At 72.6% G+C, this 26,227-nt stretch carries 29 protein-coding genes and 3 pseudogenes; 11 read left to right on the top strand and 21 right to left on the bottom strand.

What is annotated here, in order from left to right; translation table 11 throughout:
• Positions 1 to 30: 30 nt before the first annotated feature.
• From ACZ3X1_RS02785 to ACZ3X1_RS02775, 3 genes are all read right to left on the bottom strand, one after another.
• Positions 31 to 549 carry a hypothetical protein gene (locus ACZ3X1_RS02785; protein ID WP_356811541.1) on the bottom strand — a complete coding sequence of 173 codons (519 nt, stop codon included), beginning with the start codon at positions 547 to 549 and terminating at the stop codon, positions 31 to 33.
• 108 nt (positions 550 to 657) lie between these two features.
• Positions 658 to 3,075, bottom strand: a complete 2,418-nt coding sequence (locus ACZ3X1_RS02780) for a proprotein convertase P-domain-containing protein (RefSeq protein ID WP_467275870.1) — start codon at positions 3,073 to 3,075, stop codon at positions 658 to 660.
• A gap of 112 nt (positions 3,076 to 3,187) precedes the next feature.
• Positions 3,188 to 4,801, bottom strand: a complete 1,614-nt coding sequence (locus ACZ3X1_RS02775) for a phospholipase A2 (RefSeq protein ID WP_467275868.1) — start codon at positions 4,799 to 4,801, stop codon at positions 3,188 to 3,190.
• A gap of 186 nt (positions 4,802 to 4,987) precedes the next feature.
• On the opposite strand from ACZ3X1_RS02775, the gene ACZ3X1_RS02770 reads away from it, so the two are divergent.
• From ACZ3X1_RS02770 to ACZ3X1_RS02760, 3 genes are all read left to right on the top strand, one after another.
• Positions 4,988 to 5,737 carry a hypothetical protein gene (locus ACZ3X1_RS02770; RefSeq protein WP_467275866.1) on the top strand — a complete coding sequence of 250 codons (750 nt, stop codon included), beginning with the start codon at positions 4,988 to 4,990 and terminating at the stop codon, positions 5,735 to 5,737.
• Positions 5,738 to 5,796: 59 nt separating this feature from the next.
• The gene (locus ACZ3X1_RS02765) at positions 5,797 to 7,275 is read left to right on the top strand and encodes an MFS transporter (protein ID WP_390074143.1); all 1,479 of its coding nucleotides are present in this window, start codon (positions 5,797 to 5,799) and stop codon (positions 7,273 to 7,275) included.
• 162 nt (positions 7,276 to 7,437) lie between these two features.
• Positions 7,438 to 7,842 (top strand): ATP-binding protein, encoded by a 405-nt coding sequence (locus ACZ3X1_RS02760; protein WP_356811546.1) that lies wholly within the window; start codon positions 7,438 to 7,440, stop codon positions 7,840 to 7,842.
• A 128-nt stretch (positions 7,843 to 7,970) separates the two neighbouring features.
• Here the strand turns inward: ACZ3X1_RS02760 and ACZ3X1_RS02755 are convergent, their stop codons facing one another.
• The 5 genes and pseudogenes from ACZ3X1_RS02755 to ACZ3X1_RS02735 all read right to left on the bottom strand — a co-directional run.
• Positions 7,971 to 8,237 (bottom strand): DUF6296 family protein, encoded by a 267-nt coding sequence (locus tag ACZ3X1_RS02755; protein WP_467275863.1) that lies wholly within the window; start codon positions 8,235 to 8,237, stop codon positions 7,971 to 7,973.
• A 257-nt stretch (positions 8,238 to 8,494) separates the two neighbouring features.
• Positions 8,495 to 9,037: a copper chaperone PCu(A)C gene (locus ACZ3X1_RS02750; protein WP_467275861.1), complete on the bottom strand. Its 543-nt coding sequence runs from the start codon at positions 9,035 to 9,037 to the stop codon at positions 8,495 to 8,497.
• A 50-nt stretch (positions 9,038 to 9,087) separates the two neighbouring features.
• Entirely contained in the window at positions 9,088 to 11,388 is a 2,301-nt protein-coding gene (locus tag ACZ3X1_RS02745) for a heavy metal translocating P-type ATPase (protein ID WP_467276297.1), read from the bottom strand.
• A 53-nt stretch (positions 11,389 to 11,441) separates the two neighbouring features.
• On the bottom strand, positions 11,442 to 11,684 hold the full coding sequence (locus ACZ3X1_RS02740) for a hypothetical protein (RefSeq protein ID WP_467276295.1): 243 nt from the start codon (positions 11,682 to 11,684) through the stop codon (positions 11,442 to 11,444).
• Positions 11,685 to 11,798: 114 nt separating this feature from the next.
• A pseudogene (locus ACZ3X1_RS02735) lies at positions 11,799 to 12,070 on the bottom strand (short-chain fatty acyl-CoA regulator family protein); the annotation flags it as partial.
• On the opposite strand from ACZ3X1_RS02735, the pseudogene ACZ3X1_RS02730 reads away from it, so the two are divergent.
• Positions 12,071 to 12,491 (top strand): annotated as a pseudogene (locus ACZ3X1_RS02730) (amidohydrolase); the annotation flags it as partial.
• A gap of 261 nt (positions 12,492 to 12,752) precedes the next feature.
• Here ACZ3X1_RS02730 and ACZ3X1_RS02725 read toward each other — a convergent pair.
• Positions 12,753 to 13,103 carry an SH3 domain-containing protein gene (locus ACZ3X1_RS02725; RefSeq protein WP_356811549.1) on the bottom strand — a complete coding sequence of 117 codons (351 nt, stop codon included), beginning with the start codon at positions 13,101 to 13,103 and terminating at the stop codon, positions 12,753 to 12,755.
• A 327-nt stretch (positions 13,104 to 13,430) separates the two neighbouring features.
• On the opposite strand from ACZ3X1_RS02725, the gene ACZ3X1_RS02720 reads away from it, so the two are divergent.
• Together ACZ3X1_RS02720 and ACZ3X1_RS02715 are read left to right on the top strand one after the other, a co-directional pair.
• The gene (locus ACZ3X1_RS02720) at positions 13,431 to 13,862 is read left to right on the top strand and encodes an SsgA family sporulation/cell division regulator (RefSeq protein WP_356811550.1); all 432 of its coding nucleotides are present in this window, start codon (positions 13,431 to 13,433) and stop codon (positions 13,860 to 13,862) included.
• 168 nt (positions 13,863 to 14,030) lie between these two features.
• Positions 14,031 to 14,294: a hypothetical protein gene (locus ACZ3X1_RS02715; RefSeq protein WP_356811551.1), complete on the top strand. Its 264-nt coding sequence runs from the start codon at positions 14,031 to 14,033 to the stop codon at positions 14,292 to 14,294.
• Between the two features lie 55 nt (positions 14,295 to 14,349).
• Here the strand turns inward: ACZ3X1_RS02715 and ACZ3X1_RS02710 are convergent, their stop codons facing one another.
• Entirely contained in the window at positions 14,350 to 14,724 is a 375-nt protein-coding gene (locus ACZ3X1_RS02710) for a helix-turn-helix transcriptional regulator (RefSeq protein WP_467275858.1), read from the bottom strand.
• Positions 14,725 to 14,919: 195 nt separating this feature from the next.
• On the opposite strand from ACZ3X1_RS02710, the gene ACZ3X1_RS02705 reads away from it, so the two are divergent.
• Together ACZ3X1_RS02705 and ACZ3X1_RS02700 are read left to right on the top strand one after the other, a co-directional pair.
• The gene (locus ACZ3X1_RS02705; protein ID WP_436840744.1) at positions 14,920 to 15,840 is read left to right on the top strand and encodes a SigB/SigF/SigG family RNA polymerase sigma factor; all 921 of its coding nucleotides are present in this window, start codon (positions 14,920 to 14,922) and stop codon (positions 15,838 to 15,840) included.
• A gap of 85 nt (positions 15,841 to 15,925) precedes the next feature.
• The gene (locus ACZ3X1_RS02700; RefSeq protein WP_467275856.1) at positions 15,926 to 17,056 is read left to right on the top strand and encodes a mechanosensitive ion channel family protein; all 1,131 of its coding nucleotides are present in this window, start codon (positions 15,926 to 15,928) and stop codon (positions 17,054 to 17,056) included.
• Here the strand turns inward: ACZ3X1_RS02700 and ACZ3X1_RS02695 are convergent.
• The 8 genes from ACZ3X1_RS02695 to ACZ3X1_RS02660 all read right to left on the bottom strand — a co-directional run bounded on the left by ACZ3X1_RS02695 (position 17,037) and on the right by ACZ3X1_RS02660 (position 23,150).
• Positions 17,037 to 17,879 (bottom strand): class II glutamine amidotransferase, encoded by an 843-nt coding sequence (locus ACZ3X1_RS02695; RefSeq protein WP_467275854.1) that lies wholly within the window; start codon positions 17,877 to 17,879, stop codon positions 17,037 to 17,039. The genes ACZ3X1_RS02700 and ACZ3X1_RS02695 overlap by 20 nt on opposite strands.
• Positions 17,880 to 18,052: 173 nt before the next feature.
• Positions 18,053 to 18,304 carry an EF-hand domain-containing protein gene (locus ACZ3X1_RS02690; protein ID WP_030652127.1) on the bottom strand — a complete coding sequence of 84 codons (252 nt, stop codon included), beginning with the start codon at positions 18,302 to 18,304 and terminating at the stop codon, positions 18,053 to 18,055.
• Between the two features lie 100 nt (positions 18,305 to 18,404).
• Entirely contained in the window at positions 18,405 to 18,956 is a 552-nt protein-coding gene (locus tag ACZ3X1_RS02685; protein ID WP_467275852.1) for a rhodanese-like domain-containing protein, read from the bottom strand.
• 316 nt (positions 18,957 to 19,272) lie between these two features.
• A complete protein-coding gene (locus ACZ3X1_RS02680) occupies positions 19,273 to 19,782 on the bottom strand; it encodes a hypothetical protein (protein ID WP_356811557.1) in 510 nt (169 codons plus the stop codon).
• Between the two features lie 107 nt (positions 19,783 to 19,889).
• Positions 19,890 to 20,822 (bottom strand): 2-dehydropantoate 2-reductase, encoded by a 933-nt coding sequence (locus ACZ3X1_RS02675; RefSeq protein ID WP_467275848.1) that lies wholly within the window; start codon positions 20,820 to 20,822, stop codon positions 19,890 to 19,892.
• Positions 20,819 to 21,778, bottom strand: coding sequence for a DMT family transporter (locus tag ACZ3X1_RS02670; protein ID WP_467275846.1), 960 nt, complete (start codon positions 21,776 to 21,778; stop codon positions 20,819 to 20,821). The genes ACZ3X1_RS02675 and ACZ3X1_RS02670 overlap by 4 nt, the downstream gene beginning before the upstream one ends.
• 53 nt (positions 21,779 to 21,831) lie before the next feature.
• Positions 21,832 to 22,566: an ArsR/SmtB family transcription factor gene (locus tag ACZ3X1_RS02665; RefSeq protein ID WP_467275844.1), complete on the bottom strand. Its 735-nt coding sequence runs from the start codon at positions 22,564 to 22,566 to the stop codon at positions 21,832 to 21,834.
• Positions 22,567 to 22,625: 59 nt separating this feature from the next.
• On the bottom strand, positions 22,626 to 23,150 hold the full coding sequence (locus ACZ3X1_RS02660) for a hypothetical protein (protein WP_467275842.1): 525 nt from the start codon (positions 23,148 to 23,150) through the stop codon (positions 22,626 to 22,628).
• 116 nt (positions 23,151 to 23,266) lie between these two features.
• Between ACZ3X1_RS02660 and ACZ3X1_RS02655 the strand changes: the two genes are divergently transcribed.
• A complete protein-coding gene (locus ACZ3X1_RS02655; RefSeq protein WP_356811562.1) occupies positions 23,267 to 24,100 on the top strand; it encodes a class I SAM-dependent methyltransferase in 834 nt (277 codons plus the stop codon).
• Between the two features lie 30 nt (positions 24,101 to 24,130).
• Here ACZ3X1_RS02655 and ACZ3X1_RS02650 read toward each other — a convergent pair.
• From ACZ3X1_RS02650 to ACZ3X1_RS02640, 3 genes and pseudogenes are all read right to left on the bottom strand, one after another.
• A pseudogene (locus ACZ3X1_RS02650) lies at positions 24,131 to 24,605 on the bottom strand (NUDIX hydrolase); the annotation flags it as partial.
• A 69-nt stretch (positions 24,606 to 24,674) separates the two neighbouring features.
• Positions 24,675 to 25,172, bottom strand: a complete 498-nt coding sequence (locus ACZ3X1_RS02645) for a GNAT family N-acetyltransferase (protein ID WP_467275839.1) — start codon at positions 25,170 to 25,172, stop codon at positions 24,675 to 24,677.
• Positions 25,169 to 25,537 (bottom strand): ArsR/SmtB family transcription factor, encoded by a 369-nt coding sequence (locus ACZ3X1_RS02640; RefSeq protein ID WP_356811564.1) that lies wholly within the window; start codon positions 25,535 to 25,537, stop codon positions 25,169 to 25,171. The genes ACZ3X1_RS02645 and ACZ3X1_RS02640 overlap by 4 nt, the downstream gene beginning before the upstream one ends.
• Before the next feature lie 212 nt (positions 25,538 to 25,749).
• Between ACZ3X1_RS02640 and ACZ3X1_RS02635 the strand changes: the two genes are divergently transcribed.
• Together ACZ3X1_RS02635 and ACZ3X1_RS02630 are read left to right on the top strand one after the other, a co-directional pair.
• A complete protein-coding gene (locus ACZ3X1_RS02635; protein ID WP_467275835.1) occupies positions 25,750 to 25,878 on the top strand; it encodes a hypothetical protein in 129 nt (42 codons plus the stop codon).
• Between the two features lie 142 nt (positions 25,879 to 26,020).
• On the top strand, positions 26,021 to 26,218 hold the full coding sequence (locus tag ACZ3X1_RS02630; RefSeq protein ID WP_467275833.1) for a hypothetical protein: 198 nt from the start codon (positions 26,021 to 26,023) through the stop codon (positions 26,216 to 26,218).
• Positions 26,219 to 26,227: the final 9 nt, after the last annotated feature.

Below are 26,227 nucleotides of genomic sequence, written 5' to 3'. Positions count from 1 at the left end.
GGGAGAGGGAAAGGGGGAGGGGCGAGCGGGTCAGGCGAAGTGCTGGGAGGCGTTCTCGTTCTTCAGCGCGGAGATCAGGTTCGACCAGGGGCAGTTTCCGTAGGGCTCCCGCTTCTGGAAGTACTGGGAGGTGCCGCCGTAGCCGGAGTTGAAGTACACGCGGTAGGCGTCGGTGCCCGAGCAGTTCTGCACCGAGGCGGCGTTGTTCTTCATGTACTGCCAGGCCCCGGTGCCGCTGCCGTTGAAGACGTACCGGAAGGTGGTGAGCGTGGAGCCCTGGTACTGGCTGGTCCCCGTGTAGTCGCTGACGTTGCCGTAGAACTGGGCCCAGCTGGAGGTGTAGGAGCCGTCTTTGACGGCCAGCTCCTTGGAGTTGTAGAAGAGCATCAGCAGGGGCTCGTTGGCGCAGTTGATCCACGTCACGTCGCAGTTCGAGGTGACCTTGTGCTCGGCCGCGTGCGCGCTGGTGGCGGTTGCCGCGACCAGGGCCGTGGCCGCCGTGACCGTGGCGAGCGCGGTGCCGAGGCGTGCGCGGGAGGTCTTCTTCATGAGCGGAGGAGCCTTTCGTGTGTCCGGGGCCGGGGGCGGCGCGCCCCGCACCCGCGGGTGCGGAGGGCGCGCCGTTCGCCGTCGGTCGTCGGGGTGCCGGAAGCCGGCTCAGAACCTGACGACGAAGTTGTTGACCGTGCCGGTGTTGCCGGTGATGACGTCGTCGACGCGGAGCTTCCACCAGCCGTTGACGGGCAGGTCGGTCCCGTTGACCGTGTAGGTCTTCTTGAAGACGCCCGACCCGGTGGACGTGCCGCTCGTGCCGGCCGCCTTGAGGAGGTGGAAGGAGCCGTCCGGGGCGATCAGGTCGATCTTGAGGTTGGACAGGGCCTGGTGCTCGACGTGCACGAACACCTGGAGCTTGTCGGATCCGACGCCGGACAGGCCGTCGGCCTTGGTCCAGATCTCCGTGTAGTTCTTGTCCGGGATCGCCTTCACGGTCTGGTTCTCGTACGACGGGAACCCGAGCGACCAGCCCTTGAGGTCACCGGTGGAACCACCGGCCGAGTCGGTGACCTTCAGCGTCCACGTGCCGTTCGCGGTCGCGTCGGTGGCGTCCACTCCGTAGGTGGTCTGGAGGGTGCCGCCGGCCTCGGAGCCGTACGGCTTGAGGGTGAAGGACCGGTTGTCGGGGCTCGTGAGGACGAGCCGCAGGTCACCGATCTTGGTGTGGGTGAGGTTCGTGTAGACCTGGAGCGGGCCGGAGGCGTTGCCGGGGATCTCCGAGACGTTGATGGTCGAGGAGAGGGTGCCGGTGTCGGGGATGACCTGGCTGGTGGTCTTCTCGAACGGCGTCGGGAAGATCAGCGACCAGGTGGTCAGCTTGCCCGCGTCACCGTCGTCGGTGTCGGTCATCCGCAGCTTCCACTCGCCGTTGGCGGGCGAGTCGGAGGCGTCCACGGCGAACTGCGCGATGATGTTGTCGGCGCCGTCGGAGGCGCTGGCGTTCTTGAGCAGGTACGTCTTGCCAGTGGGCGAGAGGAGTTCCAGCTTGATGTCGCCCCGGTAGGCGTGGGTGATGTTGACGGACGCGGTGAGGTTCTTCGGTGCGTTTCCGGGGTACTCGGTGACGGTCACCGGCGAGACGGCCGGCGTGCCGGGCGTGCCCGCCCCGGTGGGGGCGTCGGGGATGTTCACGTCGAGGTCGTTGTCGACCTGGAAGGAGCGGGGCTTCTTGTCCGCCTCCGGCTTCGGCTCGATCGCCGTGACGGCCTTGCCGAGGTCGATGCGGGGCGTGCTCGTGCCGCTGTAGGTGACCGAGGCGGCGCTGGTGGCGAGGAGCGACACCAGGCTGTCGATGCCCTCGGTGGGGTAGGTCTGCTTCAGCACGGCGAGGGCGCCGGCCACGTGCGGGGCGGCCATCGAGGTGCCGTTCTTACTGGCATAGGTGTTGCCGGGCACGGCGGAGACGATCGAGGTACCGGGCGCGAACAGGTCCAGCAGCGGGCCGCGGTTGCTGAAGGTGGAGACTTGGTCGTCATCGGTGGTGGAGCCCACGGTGACGGCGGAGGACACGCAGCCGGGGGCGCTGACGGCGTCGGTGTAGCCGTTGTTGCCCGCCGCGACGACGGTGGCCACGTTCTCCGTGAGCAGGCTGTCGATGATCGGCTTGCGGGGGTCGGCGGCGCAGGCCGTCGTCCAGCGTCCGCCGCCCAGGCTCATGTTGGCGGCGACGATGTTGGTGCCGGCCTTCTTGAGGGCGTGGACCTTCTCCAGTCCCTTGATCTGGGAGCTGGTGAAGCTGAGCACGCACGGACTGGCTCCGGCGCCGCAGTACTCGTCGGAGTCGAACTTCGAGAACACCTGGACGGCGACGATGTCCGCGCCGGGGGCGACACCGCGGGTGGGCGCCCCGCTGATGCCGGCTCCGTTGCCGGCGGCTATGCCGGCGACGTGCGTTCCGTGGGAGCACGCCGTGCCCACGGTGGCGCAGGCGCCGGCCTCGGCGTCGGCGCTGCCCGGGCCCGCCTGCTCGGCGCTGCCGTTCGGGCAGAGGCTGGTGGCGCCGTAGCTCTCGTCGTTGACGGAGAAGCAGACCTCCGTCTTGACGCGGCCCGACAGGAACGGGTGCTTGGTGGCGACGCCGGTGTCGAGGACCGCGACGGCCGTGCCGGCGCCGGTCTTCCCGGCGGTGGCGGCCTTGTCGCTGCCGATCTTGACGGTGGACTCGTTCAGCGTCGGCGGGACCGGCACGTCCTCGGTGACGCTGAGGACGCCGGGCTTGGAGTTCAGTGTGTCAAGACCCGCACGGTTCACCCGGAGGGTGACCATCGGCAGGGTGTCGTAGGACACGAGGGTCTGGCCCGCCTCGGACGCCGAGGCCAGGTCCGTGCGCTGGTCGGTGACGACGTTGACGCGGACGGTGCCGCCGCTCGCCGTCTCGTCGAGGAGCGGCGGGTCGACCGGGCCGGTCGGCGACGCGGAAGCCGGGCTGGTGCCGAGGAGCGGGTTGGCGGGCGCCGGTATCGCGGTGAGCACCAGGGCCGCAGCGGTGGCGGTCACCAAGGCCCATACGGGTCTTTTCACTTACTACTCCAGCTCGTGAAGGGGTGTTCGGGCGCGCAAAAGGGGGCCGGGCAGCGAGGCTTTCTCGTTGCCGGGCCCCCTCGCGTCCAACGGGGCCGGGACAGCTGACGGATCAGGTGGCGTTGGCGCCGTTCTTGGGGCGTCCGAAGTAGAAGACGGCCGTGTAGTAGGTGTAGGCGGTCGACCGGCAGGCACCCTTCCAGAAGTAGGCAGGGCAGGTGTTGTTGTACAGGATGTTGTAGAACGCGACATCGACGGCAATGCCCTTGTTGCGGTCCAGGTAGTAGCGGTAGCCCTTGTAGCTGTTGCCGATGGTGCCGTAGCCGTAGTCGTGCGAGTCACAGGCGGCACGGAAGTCCCAGCCTCCGGGCTTGTCCGATGCGCTGGTGCAGTGGTCGCCGTTGACGCCGATCACCCAGGCCTTGGTGGGCGTCTGCTTCCAGTACGGGTTCTTCCAGCCGTAGTGGGCGACCTTCGTGGCGCAGCCGCTGTACTGGTACCACATCCACGACACGGCGGTGGAGCAGTGACGCGGGTACGCCTGCGGGTCGGTGATCTCCGAGCCGCTGAAGTCCGAGGCGGCCGGGGTGATGCCCTCATCCTGGGCGATGCTGGGCGCACCCGACATCGCGCTGCCCGCGACCGGGACGGTGCCGGTGGTCTCCTGCGCCTGCGGGGCGGCGGCGCCACCGGAGAAGGTCAGCTCCCAGCGGGCGCCGTTGTCGGAGGTGGCGGTGGCGACGCGGTCGCTGCCGTCGTAGGTGTAGGCGTTGAGCTCGCTGCCCTCCGCCGGGTTGGTGACCTTCCGCAGCAGGCCGGAGGTGTCGTAGGAGTAGCGGGCCAGCGTCTGCACGGTCTGGTCGACGGTGAGGGTGATGTCCTTCACCTGGCCGTTGACGTCACCGAGGGCACTGCCGGAAGCGGTGGTGGCGGTGGCGTAGTTGACCTTGAGGGACTGCGCCGGGGTCTCCCCGCGGGCGGGCTCCTTGACGCTGGAGACACGGCCCACGGAGTCGTAGGAGACCGTGGACTGCTGGAACGCCTTGCTTCCCACCGCGGTGACGCGCCAGTTGTCGCCGCCGCCGCCGACCTGCTTCCACGTGAAGGAGGTCTTCAGGTCGGCCGCGGGGATCGGGTTGCCCGACTGGTCGACCGGGGCCTGGTCACCGGACTCGACGGTGGTCAGGTTGACGTTCAGGGTCTCCACGGCGGTCGTCTTCAGCGTGCCGAGCAGGTCGTCCCAGGTGATGCTCTCGACCACGGTCGAGCCGTCCGCCGACTTGTACGTGTTGACGCTGCCGCCGTTGGGGCCGGCGACCGAGTCGGTCAGGTCGTAGCGGGTGGACTCGTTGGTGTCCAGGTACGTCGTGGTGATCGCACCATTGCCCGTGGTCAGCTTCCGGTTGAGCTGCCCGCCGAGGAACTCGGCCTCCCAGCTGGGCCCGAACACGCCCAGGTCGGAGCGGGTGGCGGGGGCGTCCTGGGCCTGCGACACACCCTGGGCCTGGGCGACGATCGTGTGGGAGCGGCCCATGAGGCCCGCGGGCACGTCGTTCTCGGCGATCTGGTAGCTGTTGCTCTCGGACACGTACATGCCCGGGCCGATGTTCTGGATCTCGCCCTGGGCGAGGGGCTGCGTGGGCAGCTCGGTGGCCGAGGCCATCTGCTGCGGGAGCAGCAGGGCCAGGGACACGGCGACCACGACAGGGAGCGCAGTTCTGCGCATGGGTGTTTCCCTCTCGATCAAGTCGACCGGCGGTGATCGACAAGCAGGACCGTAGGGAGGGCTTTTGTTGTCCGCAAAGCATTGTCGCGCCGATCAAAACACCGGGTTTTGTTGATTGTTGGAGCCCGATCACGATGAGTACGAGTACTCATGTACGAGGTGGTCGGCGGCGCGCATGATTCCTGCATGCGATCGACGTCTCTCTTCAAGCCCGTACTGGCGGCCGCGCTCGGCTGCATGGTCCTTTCCGGCTGCGGCGCCCAGAACGACACCCCCGAACGGGCCTCCGCGGGCAGCACGGTGGGGGACGAGCCGCGTGACCCGTCGTCGCCCGGCGGCGATCAGGAGGTGCGCTTCCTCGCCCTGATGAGCCGTACCGCGCAGGGCTGCGGCCCGGACGCCCCGAACGGCACGGGCGGTGGCGGCGTCCCGAAGCCGGAGGACCTGCCGGGCGCGGAGGCCGTACCCACGCCGAGGTACGGGCCGGGCCAGACCCCGCCGGGCGTCCCGAACGCCGACGGGGACATCCCCGTACCGCTGGACGATGCCGCGCCCCCGTCGAAGCCGGCCGGCGGCTCGGCCTCGCCCGCGCCGGCCCGGGAAGTACCGCTGACCGGTACCGAGAAGTGCGTCGGGGCCGAGCACGTGAAGCGGGTCGGCGACGCCTTCAAGGGCGCGAAGCCGACCGGCTACGAGGCGATGCAGAAGCAGTTGACGGGACTCGACTACCCCCTCTCGCGGATCCACCGGATGCCGGACCGCGCGGGCGCGCCCCGGGTCAGGGTCGACCTGCGCGTGATGGGCGGCCACGTGGCCCTGGAGGTCACCGCCGGCGGCAGCGGGGCCGTCGCCGAGGCGTTCGGCGCCCCGGAGACTGAGGACGTGAAGGTGGCCGACGTGACCCGCGGCCCGGGCCCGGACGCGCCCGCCTCCTGACCCCACGCGCCCGCCTCTTGACCCCGTTTGCTCCTGATCGACAGGGGCAGACGCGCGGCATGTCCGGGACAGGAGGGTCGACGACCATGGAAACCGTCACCACGAAGGTGCCCGCCCGACTGGACCGGCTTCCCTGGTCGCGGTGGCACTGGATGATCGTGATCGGTCTCGGCACCGTCTGGATCCTGGACGGTTTGGAAGTCACCGTCGTCGGCAGCATCGCCGGCCGCCTCTCCGAGGACGGCAGCGGACTGCCCATCACCGACGCGCAGGTCACCGGTCTCGCGGCCGCGCTGTACGTGGCGGGCGCGTGCTCGGGGGCACTGTTCTTCGGGCGGCTCACCGACCTCTTCGGCCGCAAGAAGCTCTTCCTGATCACGCTGGCCGTCTATCTGGGGGCCACGGCCCTGACCGCCCTCTCCTTCTCCGTCTGGTGGTTCTTCCTCTTCCGCTTCCTGACCGGCTTCGGCATCGGGGGCGAGTACGCCGCCATCAACTCGGCGATCGACGAGCTCATCCCCAGCAAGTACCGCGGCCGCGTCGACCTGATCATCAACGGAAGCTTCTGGCTCGGCGCCGTGGCGGGGGCCCTGCTGTCGGTGGTCGCCCTCAACACCGACGTCTTCGCACCGTCGGTGGGCTGGCGGCTGACCTTCGCCCTCGGGGTCGTCCTGGGCCTGGTCATCCTGCTCGTACGGCGCCACGTACCGGAGAGCCCGCGCTGGTTGTTCATCCACGGCCGGACGCAGGAGGCGGAGGACCTGGTCGCGGACGTCGAACGCCGGGTGGAGGAGGAGACGGGACGGCCACTGCCCGAGCCCGACCGGGCCATCACCATCACCGTGCGGCGCAGCATCGGCTTCGGGGAGATCGCGAAGACGGTGTTCCGCACCTACCCGCGCCGGGCCGTCCTCGGCCTCTCGCTCTTCGTCGGGCAGGCCTTCCTCTACAACGCCATCACCTTCGGCTTCGGATCCATCCTGGTCACGTTCTTCGACGTCTCCAGCTCCGTGACCGGCTACTACTTCGCCGTCGTGGCCTTCGGGAACTTCCTCGGCCCGCTGTTCCTGGGCCGCTTGTTCGACACGCTCGGCCGACGGCCGATGATCGCGGGCACCTACATCCTGTCCGGTGTGCTGTTGTTCGCGACCGCCTGGCTCTTCGGCGCGGGGCGGCTCACCGCCGTGACCATGACCGCCTGCTGGTGCGTGGTGCTCTTCTTCGCGTCCGCCGGGGCCAGTTCTGCGTACCTGACCGTCAGCGAGATCTTCCCGATGGAGACCCGGGCGATGTCGATCGCCTTCTTCTACGCCGTCGGCACCGCCGCCGGCGGCATCTCCGGTCCGCTGATCTTCGCCGGGCTCACCTCCAGCGGGGTGGTCTCCGACGCGGTCCTCGCCTTCTCCATCGGCGCCGGGCTGATGGTGGCGGCCGGACTCGTCGCCGTCTTCTACGCGGTCGCGGCCGAGGGCCGCTCCCTGGAGGACATCGCCACCCCGCTGTCCGCCCGGGCCGCCGAGGCGGAACCCGCCCGCTGACGGACCGCTCTCCGCCCGTGGCGCCGGCCACCGAACGTGTGCGGACGGGCACGGAGGCCGGACGCGTGAAGGGTGGACGGGCGGGCAGGCGCACACAGGAAGCGCAACACCGGACACGTGCCGGGATGCGATCTTTTTCTACGGTTCCAGGAGAGCGGTTCCATGCCTCTCCAGCTGATACTGCACCTCGACCTGCACGGCCGGAACGCAGCGTCCCAGGCCCGGCGTGCGGCCCGGGCCCACCTCGCCGCGGCCGCGGCCGCGGCGAGCGATGACCAGCCGCTCCCCCTGGTGACGGTGGACACGGCGCTCCTGCTGATCAGTGAACTCGTCACCAACGCCGTCCGCCATACGGGCGGGGGCTGCCTGTTGGAGGTCCGTCTCGCGCCGAACGGGATCGACATCGAGGTCACTGACACCAGCGACGCCGAGCCGGAATCCAAGAGGCCCGACCGGCGCGGCGAGGGGGGCTGGGGGTGGCACCTGGTCAACCGGCTGGGGACCGACGTGGGGATCCGCCACCATGCGGCGGGAGGGAAGACGATCCACGTGCGCGTCCCCCGTTGACGTCCGCGCCCACCGGTGCCGGGCGGGGCTGCTCCCTGCGCAGGCTCCGCCCATCCGGCCTGCTCCTCCCGGGTACGGGACGGGCGCGGACCCGGCCTGCCGCTCACGCCGGGGCGGTGGTGCCGGCGTCAGGTCACCGCTCGGGCCCGCAGCACGCGGGCCGGCTCCTGGCCTCCGCCCGTCGCCAGCACCCGTACCTCGCCGCCGCTGCTGATCTCCGCCCGGACGATGCCGGTGGCGTCCTCGTAGACGGGGTGCCCGCCCGGTCCCGCCGCGCTGGTGCGGGTCATCCGGACGACGTCCTCGCCGACCCCGTCCGCGGCCTCGAAGACGACCTCGTAGGTTTCCGCGTCGCCGTCCGGGGACCGGGCGCCCTCAGGTTGCGCCGTACTCATGGCCGACCTCCTGCCGTGATGACGTCTGCCGTTCGCCGGCGGTGGCCGACTCTCCACCTGCCACGCTAAGCCCGGTCCGCCGCTCTGTCCTGGCCGGCCGCCACCGCCGCACTGGTCCCGGCGGGTGAACGAGCGAGCGGGAGGGCACCCCGGCACCCCCCGGGGGTGTCCCTCCGATCGTGCCGGGATCGCGGCCTGATCGACAAGGCACGCCTGGTGTCGTCGAAGTAGCGTGGGCCGCCCGAAGAGCGGGGCCGCTACTTCGACGACACTCCCCAGTCGCGGGGCCGTACCACGAACGCGACCGCGTCCACCGGTCCGCTGCGGCGGAAGTGCAGCACGAACGGCAGTGCGTCGCCCACCTGCCGACGGGTCTTGACCTTGATCGTCAGGTCCAGGGTGGTGGGCGTCATGACCAGGAAGTCACCCGCCGGGATGTTCGCGGAGGAGACCGTGCGCGTGCCTTCGCCGCCTTCGCCGCCTTCGCCGGCCCGCTCGTGCCGGTTCAGCGTGATCTCGCCCGCGACCGGCGAGGTCACCCCCACCAACTGGTCGTCGGAGTCGCCGGTGTTGGCGATCCGGAAGAAGGCCGTGGTGCGCTCCTTGCCCGCAGCGGGGAGGAGGACCCGGCCCACGCCGACGTCGATCCGTGCCGGGCTGCCCGCGGCCCCCGCCTTGGTCCAGGCCGTCAGACCCACCAGCATCGTCAGACAGGCCATCACGGGTACCAGCGTGGCGAGCAGCCCTTCGCGCAGGCTCCGGCGGCTGGGCCGGCGGCCCTCGGCCACCGCCTTCACCATCCGGTTCCCCACCCGGCCGGCCGTTCGGATCGCAACGCGCAGGAGGTGCATCAACGGGGTGCCTTCCGTACGGGGGTGGCGAGGCGATGCGGCGCGGGCTGCCAGGTGCGCAGGCGCAGGCTGTTGGCCACCACGAGGAGCGAGCTTGCGGACATCGCGGCGGCGGCGAGCATCGGGCCCAGCAGCCCCACGGCCGCCAGCGGCACGGTCACCGCGTTGTAGCCGAACGCCCAGACCAGGTTGAGCCGGATCGTCGCCAGGGTGCGGCGGGCGAGGCGGACCGAGTCGGCGACCGCTTCGATGTCACCCCGTACGAGGGTCACGTCGGCGGCCCCGATGGCCACGTCCGTGCCGCTGCCCATCGCGATGCCGAGATCCGCCTCCGCCAGGGCCGCCGCGTCGTTGACCCCGTCCCCGATCACGGCCACCCGGCGGCCGTGGCCGCGCAGCTGCCGGACGAGCGCCGCCTTGCCTTCCGGAGTGCAGTGGGCGTGCACCTGCGTGATGCCGAGCTCCCGGGCGACGGCCCGCGCGGTGGCCTCCCGGTCGCCGGTGGCCAGGACCGGTTCCACGCCGAGCCGCCGCAGCCGGTCCACCGCCCGGTAGCTGCCGGACCGCAGCACGTCGCCCAGTGCGATGAGCGCCTCGTCGAAGCCGTCCACCCGGACCAGGACCGGGGTGAGCGCGGCGGCCTCAGCCTCGGCCAGCGCGTGTGCCAGGGAGGCGGGCAGGCCCTCGCCGGGCGTGCGCACCTCCACCCGGCGGCCCTCCACGATTCCGGTGACGCCGCTGCCGGGGACGGCCAGGAAGCCGGTGACCGCCGGCAGCGGGCCCTCGGACGCCACGCGCTGCGCGTAGGCGACGACCGCGCGGCCCAGCGGGTGCTCGGAGCCCTGCTCGACCGCCCCGGCCAGCCGGAGGGCGGCCTCCCGGCCGATCCCGCCGGCGGTCCCCGTGACCCGTACGACGGACATGTGGCCGGTGGTGAGGGTGCCGGTCTTGTCCAGGACGATCACGTCGACGTGCCGCAGGGCCTCCAGTGCCTGCGGCCCCCTGACCAGGATGCCGAGGCGGGCGCCGCGGCCGGTGGCGGCCATGAGGGCGGTGGGGGTGGCCAGGCCCAGAGCGCACGGGCAGGCCACGACGAGGATCGCGACGGCCGCGGTGACGGCCGCCTGGGGGTCGGCTCCGGCGCCGAGCCAGAAGCCGAGCACGGTGACGGCCAGGGAGAGCACGGCGGGGACGAAGACGCCCGCCACCCTGTCGGCCAGGCGCTGGGCCCGCGCCTTGCCCGCCTGGGCCTCCGTGACCAGGTGCGTGATCCGGGCCAGGCGGGTGTCGGCGCCGACCGCCGTGGCCCGTACGAGGAGCAGGCCGCCCATGTTGACCGCGCCGCCCACCACCGCCCGGCCGGGGCCCACCTCGACGGGATCGCTCTCCCCGGTGATCAGCGACAGGTCCAGGGCCGAGCTGCCCGAGACCACGACGCCGTCGGTCGCGACCCGTTCCCCGGGCCGGACGACGAATCCCTGTCCCGGTACGAGCTCCTCTATGGGCATTCGGCGCTCCCTGCCGCCCTCGCTCACCGTCACGTCCTTGGCGGCCAGCCCGGCGAGGGAGCGCAGTGCTGCACCCGTGCCGCGCCGGGCACGCGCCTCCAGATGGCGGCCGGTGAGCACGAAGAGCGGGACGGCGACCGCCGCCTCCAGGTAGACGTGCGCGGTGTCGGTTCCGGCCGAGGGCAGGAGGCTGAACGGCATCCGCATGCCGGGATCGCCCGCGCCGCCGAGGAACAGCGCGTACAGGGACCATGCGAAGGACGCGATGACGCCGAGCGAGACGAGGGTGTCCATGGTGGCCGCCGAGTGCCGCAGCCCGCGGGCCGCCCTGAGGTGGAACGGCAGGGCGCTCCAGACCGCCACGGGGGCGGCCAGTACGAGGCACAGCCACTGCCAGTTGCGGAACTGCAGGGCGGGAACCATCGACAGGACGAGGACCGGCAGACAGAGCAGGGCGGTGATCAGCAGGCGTTCGCGGTCCTTGCGTGCCTCCTCCCGTGTCGGACCGGCGGGGTCGTCCGGGTCGTCGGGATCATCCGGACCGGGCGGAGCGCTCCGGCCGCTCGGACCGTCCGGACCGGTTGCGGTCCCCGGCGCGGCCCGTGGCGCGGGCGGCGGCACCAACTCCGCCCCGTATCCGGCCCGTTCGACCGCCGCCAGGAGGTCTGCGGGCGGGACGTCCGCCGGGTGGTGCACGCGCGCCCGGCCCGTGGCCAGGTTGACCGCGGCCGTCACCCCGTCGATGCGGGCCAGCCGCTTCTCCACGCGGTTCACGCACGCCGCACAGGTCATGCCCCGGACGACGAGGTCGGTGGTCACCCCGGCGACCGTGCTCCCCTCCGCCGTCACCGGTCACCGCCGAGGTGACCGCCCATGTTCCCGCCGCCGGGACCGGACCGCCCGGAGGAACCGGCGTCGCCCACGGTGCTCCGCATGCCGGGCGCCACCGGCCCGGCCGCGGAACCGACCCCGTACGCGAGGGCGAACATCGCCAGGAGCAGCACCAGGAAGCCGGTCAGCGCCGGGGGAGGGCCCCACCGCCCCGTGGACGCGGGTGCCTGGACTGCGGACTGCTGTTCATCGGCCATCGACATTCCCTGATCCGAGGATTCGCTCACGGAGCCACCGCCCCGCCAGTTCCGCGCAGGTGGTCGGATGCCGTCGCGGCCTGGTTCCCGTTGGGTCCCGCCGGTTTCCGGCCGGTCCGCTCTCCCGGGGTAGGGGACGAAGGTGCTGCTGTCCTCGGCGACGGCCAGGGCGCGTCCCAGCGGCGGGACCGCGCGCGGCGGGCAGTCGAGCGTTCGCACAGGCGGCATCCCATGCCGATGGGCGTGGCGGCCGAGGCGTTGTCGAGGCCGAGGCCGTCGGAGTGGACCAGCCGGGAGGCGTGCCGGACTCGCAGCCGCGGCGGATCGCGAAGGTCGTGCCGGGCTCGCTCGCCCCAACCGCCGCAGTGACGGATCACGACACGCGCCACGACTCCGGGCACGGCTGCGTCGTCAACAGCGCCGTCCTGGACCTGCTCCCCGCGGACGTCCGCACGAGAACGGCTTTCTCGCCGAGGGCGCCATGGGCGCCGCCCGGGCGCTACGACTGCCCTGGCCCGAGGAGGAGTTGGCCGAACCCATCCGGCGCGCCGCCCGCACCTGCCCGGCCGAGGGCATCGCCGCCTGCGCCGAGGCGGGCATCGGCGGCGCCCTCTTCGGGCACACTCCGGTCGCACTCGGCGCCTACCAACGCGCGCGTGCAAACGGGCTGTTGCCGCCGCGGGTCAGCTGATGGTCCCCGCCGACCGGCTGCCTCCGGTCGGCGCGCACCAGGGCGACGGCATCCCCAAGCCCCTCGATCTCGGCCTGCGCACCGGCTTCGGCGGCGACCGGCTGTCCGCGGGCTCCCACGCCTGCCGCTGGGAGGACAGCGCGGGCGGCCTCACCCCCGGGCAAGCGCGCCGACCTCGACGTACTGGGCGACGACCCGCGGCGGGTCGACCTCGCGCACCGGCGACATCGAGGTGGTGGCGACGTATGTCGACGGCCGGGAGGCCGGGAGGCCTGCGGACGTGAAGGAGGGTGCCTTGTCGGCCAGGTGCGCATGAGGCGTGCATCAGGGGTGACCGGCGAGACACCCTCTGGGGTCCGCAGTGCGCCGGCGGACCGTCAGCAGGCGCGGACCGGCTGGTGGTCGTGGACGAAGCGGGCCGAGACCCAGCCCTTGGAGCCCTGGAGGCGGTACCAGACGGGGTTGCCGTCCACCCAGCCGCCGCGCTTGTGGCAGTTGAGGAGTACCCGCTGACCGGGGCGGAGCGACTTGACGACGGGGGAGTACACCGTCGCCCTCTCGCGTACGTGGAGGGGCGCGTCCGAGACCACCTCACCCACCGGGTACGCGGCCCGGGGCGCGGCGGCGGCCGGCGCGGCCCCGTGCTGCTGGGCGGCCCACCCAGCGCCGCCCAGCGGGCCGAGCGCCAGGCCTGCGGCCAGCGCGCACATCAATACGGACTTGTTCATTTTCGGCCCTCTTCTGCGAAAAACATCGGCGCGGGCATGCCGCGGCGGACCGCGGACGCTCGAGAGTGCCCGTCACGACTATCCGCGCGGACAGGGAGACTCCGGGGCCCGACACGTCCGCGGTTCCCCCCGATGGCCCGCGCGCCGTCGTGCCGTACCCCTGTTCGGGGGCATGTCCGGATCCCGCTGTTTCGGACGCGGGCGAACGAGCAGACGCGAGCCATGGCACTCGGTGTCGTCGTGCCGTCGTGCCGTCGTGCCGTTCCGGCCGGACGGTGCGACCCCGGCCCCCTGCCGCCCGTCGCCCTCCTGCAGAGACGAGTCATCATGGACCACCGGCCTCGCGTCCCCGAGCAGAACCTGACCTGGACCACCGAGATCCACCAGGTCAGGACCCGGCTGCGGTTCCCCCTCCGGGCCACGTTCCAGTGGTCGTCCGCAGACCCGCTGGGGGTCGAGGTCACCTTCCATCCCGTGGGGGCCGACGACGTGACGTGGCTGATCGGCCGAGACCTCCTGGCCAGGGGCCTGCGCACCCTGGCGGGAACGGGGGAGGTGCGGGTCCGGCCGTCCGCCGGGCCCGGCCGTGCGGGACAGGTCCTCCTGCGGCTGGGTACGGCGCCCCCGTACGCCCTCTTCGTGCTGGACCGGGCGCAGCTGGAGTCCTGGCTGGAGAAGACGTGGGCGGCGGTTCCGGCCGGTGCCGAAGCACAGCGCCTGGACTGGGAGTTCTTCGAAGGCCTGCTCGCGGACCACTAGCGGGTGCGTGCGGCAGGCGGCTGCTCCAGCTCGAAGGAGGGGAAGAGATCGGGCCGAGCCGGCCCGGTGGCCGTACGCCCCGCCGGCGCTCGGGGACGCGTTCCCTGCGGATCCGGCCGGCGTGTGGGCGCCGGGCCGCACGACGAACCCTGAGAGCAGGTGTGTTCCATGCGTACGTCGACACGTGTCGCGGGTGTCCTCACCGGCCTGCCCCTCGCACTCGGCGGCACGGCCCCCGCCGCGCACGCGGACGCCACGGCCTGCATCAACCAGGTCGAGCGGGAACGGCAGGGCGGCGAGGCCCCGTCCTACGTCAGGGCGGCGTGCTCCACCGGGCAGAGCGGTGACCACGGGGGGTGTGTGACGGCCCTGACCGAGGGCGGCGGTGTGACGAACGGCACCGCGGTGACCGCCTGCAGGGTGGCCCGGTAGGCGCGGCTCACGAACACAGGGTGCGTCACCGCGGCATGCATCACAGCTGCACGCGTCACAGCAGGGGAAGGGCCCTGTCGTCGTGGACGCCGTCCGTGGCCTTGGGGCCGGGCGGCGCCGTCGGGGCGCCCAGGGGCCCCGCCAGGTAGGCCAGGAGGCCGGCGATCTCACGGCCGGCCTCCGCCGGGTGGCGGAAGCGCGCGCCGGGCGCGATGGCGTAGCGGTTGCGGCGTCCGTCGCGGGTCCGGGTGAGGTACCCGTCCGTCTCCAGGTCCGTGACGATCGCCTGCACGGTGCGCTCGGTCAGGTCGCAGCCCGCCGCGATGTCGCGCAGCCGGATCCCCGGGTCGCGCGCGATGGCGATCAGGACCCGGGCGTGGTTCGTCAGAAAGGTCCAGTGGTTCCGGCGACTCGTGTGCTCGTTCTCCACCCCGACATTCTTGTAGGGATGACTCGCGAAAAGCAAATCCAGAAAAGTCTTTCCGGTATAACTTGACGTGTGTCCGAGGCCCCGGCAGGGTGCAGGGAAGCGGAAGGGGACTTCCGCAGCGACCGAGCAACGAGCGACCGAGAGATCGCACAACGCGCCGCAAGCCCCTGTGCCCAAGGAGCGAAGACGATGACCATGACGGCCACGACCGAGGCCACCACCTCGACGACGCCCGCCACGACGGCCACCACCCCCTCCGGCGGCGCCGCAGCGGGACCCGCGCTGAGCGGGCTGCCCGAGGTGCCCTGCCCGCGGGAACTGTCGACCGTCGACGCCCGGCAGCTGACCCGGGTGTTCTTCGAGCGGCTGCGGAGCCTCGAAGAGGGCACCCGTGAGTACCAGTACGTGCGCAGCACCCTGATCGAGATGAACATCTCACTGGTGAACTTCGCCGCCCGCCCGTTCCGCGACCGTCCCGGCGGCCCCGAGAACGAGGACATCGTCCAGGTCGGCATCATCGGCCTCATCAAGGCCATCGACCGCTACGACCCCGAGCGCAACACCCAGTTCACCACCCTCGCCGTGCCCTACATCACAGGTGAGATCAAGCGCCACTTCCGCGACACCACCTGGGCCGTGCGCGTCCCGCGCCGGTTCCAGGAGCAGCGCCTGCTGCTCGCGAAGGCCACGGAGGAGCTGACCTCCGAGACGGACCACGCGCCCACCCCGGCGGAACTCGCCGCCCACTTGGGCCTCACCGAGGACGAGGTCCGCGAGGGCCTGGTGGCCGCCAACGCCTACTCCACGCAGTCCCTCGACGCGCCCCAGACCGAAGCCGGCGGCACCGGGGCCCCCGCGGGCGGACAGCCCGCCCGCTCCCTGGCCGAGACCGTCGGCGACCTCGACCCCGCCCTGGAGGCCGTCGAGGACCGCCAGGCCCTGGCACCCCTGCTCGCCGGCCTGGACGAACGCAGCACCCGCATCCTGGAGCTCCGTTTCGGCCAGGAGATGACCCAGGCGGAGATCGGCGAGGAGGTCGGCCTCTCCCAGATGCACGTCTCCCGCCTGCTCGCCCGCACGCTGGAGACCCTGCGCGAGGAGATGCTGCACGACTGACCGCGGTCCGAGGACCTCAGGCGGTCGGGCGCCCGTCGGCGCCCGACCGCCCCGACCCGTTCCCGAGACCTGACACCGGGGAGTCATGAACAGCTTCGTCCGACTGCTGGCCGTCCTCGGCGGCTCCGTCGTGCTCACCCTCTTCGTGGGCCGCCTCACCGACCTCCTGCTACGGCGGGCGGACGCCCGCCACCCCGAGACACCACTGTGGAACATGCTGCGCCGCTGCGGACCGTCGGTGCGGGTGCTGCTGTTCACGGCGGTGCTGCGCGGGGCGTACCGCCAGATCGAATGGCAGCCGCTGCGCGAGCACGAGACCGCCGTGGGCCGGACCCTGACGCTCGTACTGATCGGCGCGGGCGCCTGGTGCGTCGTCGGCATCGCCTCCGCCATCGTGGAATCCTCCTACGCCCACTACGCGTTGGGTACCCGCGACCCCTCCCGCGTGCGCCGGGTCCGCACCCAGGTGACGCTCATCAGAAGGTTCGTCACCGCCGTCGTCGCCGTGGTCGCGGCGGCCGCGATGCTGCTCACCTTCCCCGCCTTCCGGGCGGTCGGCACGTCCGTACTGGCCTCGGCCGGCATCATCGGCATCGTCGCGGGCGTGGCCGCCCAGTCGACCCTCGGCAACCTCTTCGCCGGCTTCCAGATCGCCTTCGGCGACATGGTGCGCATCGGCGACACGGTCGTCGTCGACGGTGAGTGGGGCGTGGTCGAGGAGGTGACGCTCACCCTCATCGCCGTGCGCACCTGGGACGAGCGCCGGATCACCATGCCCGTCTCGTACTTCACCTCGCGGCCCTTCGAGAACTGGTCGCGCGGCGGTGTCCAGATGACCGGCACGGTCTTCCTCCACTGCGACCACACCGCCCCCGTCTCCCTCATGCGCGAGAAGCTGAAGGAAATCCTGGACGGCTGCGAGGCGTGGGACGGCCGCGGCTGGGACCTCTCCGTCACCGACACCACCCCCACCACCATCGTGGTCCGGGCGATCGTCACCGCCCAGGACGCGGACCGGCTGTGGACCGCGCGTTGCGAGGTGCGTGAGCAACTGGTCGGCTGGCTGGCCGAGAAGCACCCGTACGCCCTGCCCCGCGTCGCCACGTCCACCGCCGTGCCCTCGCCGGAAGCCGGAGCGGGAGCGGGTGCGGGCATGGGAGCGCCCGCGGAAGGGCGTACCGAGGCCCGTGCCGACGTCAGGCGGCCAGCGGGGTGAAGGGGTACAGCCCCTCCGCACCCGGCTGCACGACGCCGTAACTGCTCTCCGGCACTTCGTTCCACGCCCCCGGCAGATTCCCGAGGGGCTCGGACACCACCAGGCGTGTCTCGTCGGACACGTCCTGGAGGAAGCGCACGTCGGGGTGCAGCCTGCGCAGCGTGTCCACCCGGCTGCTGTAGAAGAGCGACCGCGAGGCGCCCTGGCTGGAGTAGCGGAAGGCCCACACTGCGGCCCCGTCGGTGACGGCCACCGTCATCTGCATCGGGTACTCCACGCCGTGCTCGTGGCCGACGCGTTCCACCACCCCCACCATCCTGGCGACGGCGCCCGGAGGGTCCTCCTCCAGGCCGAAGGTGAGCGCCAGGTAGAACATGACCTCCGAGTCCGTCGTGCCCTCGATATCCCCGAACAGCGCGGGGTCGACGAGCAGGGCGAGGTCCCGCCGCATCGCGTGGAAGCCGGCGATGGCTCCGTTGTGCATCCACATCCAGCGGCCGTGCCGGAACGGGTGACAGTTCGTCTGCTGCACCGCCGTGCCCGTCGACGCCCGGATGTGGGCGAAGAACACGGGGGAGGTGACATGGTCCGACAGCTCCCGCAGGTTGCGGTTGTTCCATGCGGGACCGACGTCCCGCATCAGGGCGGGCGTGCCGTCGCCGCTGCCGCCGTCCGGATACCACCCGATGCCGAAACCGTCACCGTTGGTCGTCTCCACGCCCAGCTTCGAGTGGAGGCTCTGGTCGATCAGCGAGTGGGCGGGTTTGTACAGGATGGTGTCGAGCAGCACAGGGGTTCCCGAATACGCCAGCCACCGGCACATGTGCGATCACCTGACTCGTCCGCCCCGTCCGGGTTGGTCGTGCCGCGGACCGGCCGGGGCCGTAACCGCCCGCATGGGCGCCCCGCCGCCCATGCGCCATTCTCCCGCTGCCCGGGGGCGGCCGCACGCGGGACGACCGCACCCAGGGCGCAGCGCGCCGGACGGCCCGGCGGCTACCAGCCGAAGCGGCGGTCGACGACGGCCGCGAACTCCTCGAAGCTCAGCACGCGGTCGCCGTTCTGGTCGGCGGCGTCGAAGAGGGCCGAGGACTCCTCGGTGTCCCCCACGCCCCAGAACGGGATCGCTCCCTGCGCGGCGAGGGTCGGACCCTTCGAGCGCAGGGCACCGATGACCTCGGCCCGTGTCAGGGTGCCGTCCTGGTCGAGGTCGAGGGCGTCGAACAACCGCCGGGCCTTCTCACTCATCACATGTCCTCTCAGCGGTGCACACGCCGTCTCGGCCGGCGGGTCCTGTACGCAAGGACGCGCTGCGGCCCCGTGAGGTTGCCGCGGCCGGGGCCGGACCTCAGGGACGGACCTCGGCGCCCCTCCGGTTGAACGGCAGCCGGCCCAGTAGAACCGCCATCCCGCAAGTGCCGGTGAGCGCGGAGAAGACCAGTCCGCCGCCGATCGCCGCGGACAGCAGCGACAAGGCCGGGTGGAGGAGCAGCCCGAGGAGCAGACCGGCCAGCACGAGGGCACCCGCCGTGCCGCGGACCTGGCGTTCCATCGCCCACACGGCCCGCGACCGGGCACCGCCGGGGTACTCCAGGGCGTGGCCGCCGGCCGCCCAGGCCTGCGTACCGCCCGTGAGACCAGTTGCGGGGATGCCGTGCGGGGCGAGGGCCGCGACGGCGTCGGCCGAGCGGGCTCCGGAGGCGCACACGATCAGCAGGGGGCGGCGTTCGGCGGCCCGCCGCAGTTCCGGCAGGCTCCGTACGAGCCGGTCGAGGGGGACGTTGACGGCGTCCGGGAGGTGGCCGGACGCGAACTCGCCCGGTGTGCGGACGTCGACGACGGTCAGTGCGCGCAGCCGCGGGTGCGCCTGCTCGACGTCGAGCGAGGTGGGGACTTTCATGGCGGACCTGGTCCTTGGCGCGGGGGAACGGAGGGGAGGTCCGGCGCCGCGCGCCGCACGGGGTGCGGTACGGCCCGCGGCACCGGAGCCCTGCCGGGGATGGTAGGCCCCCGCGGGGCGGCCCGGCCGGATCCCGGCGGCCCTGCCACACGACTGCCATGTTCCGGAAACAGCCGGCGCCCGGGCGGGCCCTTGCCCGTTCGTGCTCACCAGGCCGCTACGGCGGGGAATCAGCGCCGCTCGACCATGCCCGGCTGCACCCGTCCCCGCGGCCGGCCGCGGGGACGGCCCGTCGGCCCGGGGTGCCCGCCGGAGTTCAGTAGCGCAGGGCCGTGGCGGTCTGCGCCGACACCGTGCCTGTCAGCTTGTGCGTGCTGCGGGCCGTGCCCTGGCCCGTGCCCTTCCCGGCGACATCGGAGACCGTCACCACCACGGTGTCGACGACATGGCCGCTCTCGTCCTTGAACTCGACCTGCACCGCGAAGGACTTGGTGGCGTCGTCGGTGTTGCGCACGGTCACGGGGACCGTCGTGTAGCCGTCCGCGTCGCCGGCCACGGCGCCCAGGGACACCTGGTCCTTAGCGTCCACCCCGCCCTTGACCTCGGCGAGCTTGTCCTTCGCGACGGCGGCCGCGGACTCGGCGGACTTCGCGGCCTCGGAGGCGGCCGACGAGACGGCCTCTCCGGCCGACTTCACCGCGGACGCGGCACTGGAGACGGTCCCGGCCGGGTCGCCGTCGCCGCCCGAACAGCCCGCGGCGCCGAGCGCCACCGCCGCCAGTACCACGCCTGCCGCACCACGCATCCACGCGACCGTCGCCACCACGCCTCCAAGGATGTTCCGGGCCCCCCAGTCAAAGCCCCGGCGACCCCCGGATGCCCACTGGACGGGGCATCCGGGTGAGGAGCTGCGGCGATGGGCGAGACAACCCCCTAGGGGGTGCGTCCCGCGGCCAGGCGGTGCTCGTGGACGCGGAGGTGGAGGGCGGCCAGGTCCAGCAGGGGAGTGGCCACCCCCAGCGCGCGGGCGCGGACGGTGAGGTCGGTCAGCACGTGGTCGGCCTCCGTCGGCGCTCCGGCGACCAGGTCGCGGTAGAGGGACGGGGTGAGGGGTGAGCCGGGGGCCGTGACCGTCGCCGTGGTGAAGGCCAGCTCGGCCGCGGGCACCGGGTGCCCGGCCGCTGCGGACACCGCCGCGGCCTCGGCGAGCAGGGACGCTCCGAGGGCCGCCCCGCCCGCGACGGCGTTCACCTCCCCGACGGTGCCGCGCATCAGGCAGGTGACGGCGACGAGGGTGGAGATGAAGACCCACTTGTGCCACATGGCGGCGACGATGTCCGCGGTCGGCGGCGAGTCGATGCCCGCCCCGGTCAGGACCGTACGGATCGCGTCCACCCGGGCCGAGGGACGGCCGTCGAGCTCGCCGGTCAGGATGACCGCGGGCGGCGCCATGCGCAGGATGTCGCCCTCCTCGTTCAGGGTGGTGACCACCTTCGCGACCCCGCCGAGGACCGCGCGGGCCCCGAGGCGCGCGACGAGCGCGTCGAGCTGGGCCACCCCGTTGAGCAGCGGTACCACGGCGGTCCCCCGGCCGACGGCCGGCGCGACGTCCGCCAGCGCCTGGTGCAGGGCGGTCGCCTTCACCGAGAGCAGGACCAGGTCGTAGTCACCACCCGGGGCGCCCGCCGTCACCAGCTTCGGCGTGAGGCGGAGTTCCTCCCCCTGGCCGTCGACCCGCAGGCCGCGGGCCTCCAGGGCCTTCGCGCGGGCCGGCCGGACCAGGAAGGAGACGTCCTGGCCGGCTTGCGCGAGCCGGGCGCCGAAGAAGCCGCCGACGGCGCCGGCGCCGACGCTGAGGATCCTCATGCGCGGGTGCCTTTCGTGGGGGTGAGCGGGGTGCCGTCGACAGGGGTTCGAGGGGAGCGCGGGGTGCGCGGCGCATACCGGGAGACCGCGACGCCGGCCAGGCACAGCAGCCCGCCGAGCAGCGTCAGCCAGGCCGGTACCTCGCCCAGCAGAGCCCAGCTCAGCAGGACGACGATGGCCGGGACGGCGTACGTCGTCGCGCCCAGCCGGCCGGCGGGCATGCGCGCCAGGGCGTAGGTCCACGTGGTGAAGGCGAGGGCGGTGGGAACCACGCCCAGGTAGACCATGTTCAGGGTCGCGGACACCGGCGCCCGCGGCAGTTCGTCGAGCAGCCGACCCGTGAACGGCAGACAGACCGCGGCGCCCGTCATGCAGCTGTACGCGGTGATCTGGAGGGGCGTCCCGTACGAGAGGGCGGGTTTCTGGGCGATGACGCCGGTCGCATAGGCCACCGCTGCCAGCAGGCACAGGACCACTCCGAGGAGCGAGGTGGAGCCGCCGTCCCCCGACGACATGGACAGGCCCACGACCACCGCCCCGACGAAGGAGACGGCCATGCCGGCCAGCAGGCGCGGCGGCAGCGCCTCGCCGAGCAGGCGGGCGGCCAGGAGCGCCATGAGGATGGGCCCGGTGTTCACGAGCAGGGACGCCGTACCGGCGTCGACCAGCCGCTCGCCCCAGTTCAGCGCGACCGTATAGCCGCAGAACCACACCACGCCGGAGATCAGGATCCCGCGCCACGCCTCGCGGGGCGGCAGGCCCTGGCGGCGGATCAGGAGCAGGACGCCGAGCACCAGCGAGGCGGCCAGCAGTCGGCCGAGGGCCAGGGCGCCCGGGGAGTACGCGGCGCCCGCGCTGCGGATGGAGACGAAGGCGGAGGCCCAGGCGAACACCGTGAAGGTGACGGCGCCGACCGTGAGGACGCCGGGCGGGATCGGATGCGAGCGGAACGTCATGCCACCACTCTAGGACCGAAACATTTCGGCGTCGACCGAAATAATATTCCAGCTTAGCCCCATTCCTGAGAGGTGATCCCCAGAAGGTCAGCGAAGGCCCGCTCGCCGGCCGCGGTCACCTCCAGTGCGCGCCCGCCGCCCGGTGGGCGCACCACCCAGCCCTCCGCCAGGGCCCGCGCGCACAGCCGCGCCCCCGCCAGGCCGCCCAGATGGCGGCGCCGCTCGGTCCAGTCCAGGCAGGAGCCGGCCGGCCGCCTGCGGCCTTCGCCCGCGAGGGCGATCCCGGCCTCGGCGCACCAGAGGCGGCCGGCTTCCGTCAGTTCGAACACGCCGTCCGTGCGCAGCAGTCCGCGCCGTTCCATCGCGTCGGTCACCGCCATGCCCAGCCGCCCGGCGAAGTGGTCGTAGCAGGTCCGGGCCCTGGCCAGCGGATCCGGTGCGCCGACCACCGGAACGGCGTGCGCTGCGTCCCGGTCCGGGACCGCGTACGAGGCGAGTTCGTCCAGCAGGCGGGCGGTCGCGGCGTCCGCGATGCGCACGTAACTGTGCCGGCCCTGCCGCTCGGTCACGCAGAGGCCGGCATCGAGCAGCCGGGTCAGGTGGCCGGAGATGGTGGAGGGCGCCACCCCTGTGGTCCGGGCCAGCTCGCCGGCGGTCCAGGCGCGGCCCTCCAGCAGCGTCATGCAGATCGAGGCCCGTGTCTCGTCGGCCAGGGCGGCGGCGAAGGCCGCCAGCCGGGCCGCGGGGGCCGCGGCGTCCCCGGGCGGCCCGGGATGCAACTCGTCCATGCGTCCAGGATGCCCCATGATTTCGGCATACGGCGAACCATTCGCCCCCGTAGGCGGTCTCAGTGCCCCGCCGCGGCCTTCACCAGGGCCACCGCCAGGCCGATCGCCGCGTCGAGGGCACCGGCCAGCAGGGCGACGGCCGCGCCGCCGCCCATGCGGACGCCGCCGTACCAACCCCAGCCGAAGAGGCTGGCGACGCTCACGCCGGCCGAGGCGTACAGGGCGGTCCGCAGGTCCATCACCCCCAGGGCGGAGGAGGCGATCAGGATCAACGGGGCGACGGCGGACAGCAGCAGGGGGCTGCCGACCCACAGCATGTGCCGCAACTCGGCCCCGGTGGCGAGACGGCCGTGGACCACGCGGTGCGCCTGCTGGTCGGCGACGAGCGTCGCCAGCCACAGCCCGACGGCTGCGGTCAGCACCGTGGCCGCGGTCCCGGCGGCGTCGGCGTGCTCCGATGCGGCCAGACCGATCACCACGGAGATCATGGTGATGGTCGCGTACAGCCGCTCCTTCAGCCGGGCGGCGGCGGCCGCCGCCACGCCGGCGGGCGAACCGGCGTCTCCGGCATCGGCATGGTCCATGCCGTCAGACTAGAGTGTGTCCGGCCCCGGACCCGCCCTCTGTCCTGACGGGGCTTCACGGGCCACACTGGTGGCTCGGGGGTGCGACGCCCCCGTCACGAGGAGGCGGTGGCGTGGTGTCGGAAGACCCTGCGGAGCGGCCCGCTCCGGCGGTACGGCCCGAGGTGTGGGAGACGTACGGACCGGCCGATCTCAGCGCCGTGCCCGTGTTCGCCGGAGGGTTCATCAACTTCGGCTACTGGCACTCCCTCGACCTCGAAGGGCCGCTCTCGCAGGACGACCGGATCCGTAGCGAGCAGGACCTCTACCGGCACGTGCTCGACGCGGTCGCCCCCGACGGCGGCCGCGCCGTGGAGGTCGGCTGCGGCCTCGGCCTCGGGTGCGCCCTCGCCCTCGACGAGTACGGACCCGCCACGGTCACCGGCGTGGACATCCATCCCCAGCAGCTCCGGCGGGCCCGCGAAGCGAACTCCCCGCTCCTCGCAGCGCAGCCACGGCGGCTGCACTTCGTACTCGGAGCGGCCGAGAGCCTCCCGCTCGGCGACGCGGAGTTCGACTGCCTGTACAGCGTCGAGGCGGTCCAGCACTTCCCGGACCTGCCGGCGTTCGCCCGGGAGGCGGCGCGGGTGCTGCGCCCCGGCGGGCGGGTCGCGGTCGCCGGCTTCTTCAGCGTGGACGGCGCGTCCGCCCCCGAGGAGCGGCTCGCCGCGCTGCTGGAGACGTTCGCCAGCGGACTCGACATCGCCCGGCCGGTCTCCCGGCTCGCGGACGCCCTCGCCGAGGCCGGCTTCGGCGACGTCCGGGCCGACTCGATCGGCCCGCAGGTCTGGCCCGGCTGGGACCGCTGGCTCGCCCGCCTCTGGGCGCCCGGAACCTGGCCGCGGAATTTCATGGCCGCCTGGGAGCAGCAGATCTTGGACTACTACCTGGTCACGGCCGCCCGCCGGTAGCCGTCCGGGAGGTCGCCGCAGCTGCGAGCGGCTCGCCCGGTAGAGCCGGAACGCCTCCCGGGCATCGGGGACGAACGCCTGGTCGCGGACGAGGTCGGCCAGTTCGCCCTCGGTCACCCAGCTGTGCCGGGCGATCTCGGAAGGATCCGGCCGGACGGGTCCCGTGGCGACCGCCTCGTGCAGACCGAGCCAGTACGGGCTGATCGCCCCCGCGCACAGGAACTTGAGCACGAGACGAGGGCGGGCGAGAACGCCGAGTTCCTCCGCCAGCCCCCCTCGCGGCGGCATCCTCGTACGACTCGGCGACGTTCACGGCGCCGCCGAGCATCCAGTTGAGGTGCCCCGGAAAGCGGGCGACACCGTCAGGGCGGCGGTGGACCAGGATCCGTCCCCCGTCGTCGCGGCACACGATCGTCGCCACGCGGTGCGCCCAGCCGCGACGAATCGCCTCCCTCCGGTCCACGACGCCCAGCACCTCGTCGTGCTCGTCGACCCGCTCAACCAGTTACGCTCGGCTGGTCCTGGGCCGACCCCATCGCCGCCCTCGCGCGTACGGGAGACCTGAATTCCCGGATCAGTTCACCAGGCCGCTGCGGCGCTCCAACAGGAGAACGTCCCGCCACGCGCCGTGGTGGAGGCCGATCCGCTCGCGGGTGCCGATGACGCGGAAGCCGGCTCCCTGGTGGAGGGCGAGGCTGGCAGTGTTCTCGGGAAAGATCCCGGACTGGATCGTCCAGATTCCCGCGGTCTCGGTGGAGGCGATCAGCGCGTCCAGCAGTGAGCGGGCGACGCCGCGGCCGCGGGCCTCGGGGTGGACGTAGACGGAGTGCTCGACCACGCCCGCGTACGCGCACCGGTCCGAGACCGGGCTCGCCGCCACCCACCCGAGCACAGCGCCACCGCCATCGAGGGCGACGAACCGGTGCCGGGGCAGCCTGCCTTCGTCGAACGCCGTCCACTGGGGGGCTCGCGTCTCGAAGGTGGCGTTGCCCTCGTCGATCCCGGCCTGGTAGATCGCCAGAACCTCCTCGGCATGCCCGGGCAACAGAGCCTCGATCCGCACTGCGCTCACGCCGTGACCCCCGCGCCGGACAGGAGGGCGCCCATCGCGGCGAGCACGGCAGGCTCGACCCGGTAGTAGACCCACGTCCCGCGCCGCTCGGAGGACAGCAGCCCGGCCTCCTTCAACTTCTTGAGGTGGTGGGAGACGGTGGGCTGGGACACCCCCACGTCGGAGATGTCGCACACGCACGCCTCACCGCCCTCGTGGGAGGCGACGGCGGAGAACAGGCGCAGGCGGACCGGGTCGCCGAGGGCCTTGAACATCTTCGCCGCGACCTCGGCCTCGTCCGCGGACATGGGGCGCTCGTTCAGCGGGGGGCAGCACGGGACGACGGCCTCGGGCTCCAGGAGCGGCAGAACCTTCGCATTCGACATACGTCTATGTTGACACATGTCGAAGCAGGCCGGGTGGGGCGTGCCTCACCGCAGATGCCGGGCCAGTCGGCGGGGCCGCGCGAGCAGCGTCCCGGCCGGCGCCGCGCAGGCTGTTCGAGGGCAGGCCGCGCCGCCACTCCAGCCCGACGAACGCGAGCCCCGGGTGGGCCGGGGAGGCGCCGTCGCGGTGCCGCGGGCGCGGGGGCGCAGTCGTGTCCAGGGTGCCGTCCCGCCACGCCGCCGGCCCGGGCGTGAAGATCCGCACCGGCTGCGGCCCGGCCCGCGTCGCGACGGAGGCGGGCAGCCGGTTCCGGGTCGGCCTGGAGGACGGGCCGTTCTGACGGCCGGGGCCGTGGTCGTGGCGTCGGGGAGCTTCGGCAGCAACCCCCTAGAATTCGACGAATGTCTATGTTGACGTTCATCGAAACAGGTGCCATGCTGGCGGCAAGGCATCGACAGTCATCGAAACAACAAGGAGTGGTCATGACCGAGCCCGTCACCCCCGTCACCGAGACCGCAGCCTCGTGTTGCGGCCCGGCCCCCGCGCAGTCCGCCGCCGAGACGGCCCCCGCCGAGGCCTCGCCGTGCTGCGGCACCAGCGAGCGCGCGGAAGAAGCCGGAGCCTGCTGCGAGCCGCAGGCCAAGCGCGAAGCCGTCGCCACCGGCGCCGGCTGCTGCTGACCACCCGAG

The sequence above is a fragment of the Streptomyces sp. NPDC023541 genome, assembly GCF_055559995.1.
Note: the sequence above shows the minus strand (reverse complement) of the source record. Positions and strands in the feature narration are given on the sequence as shown.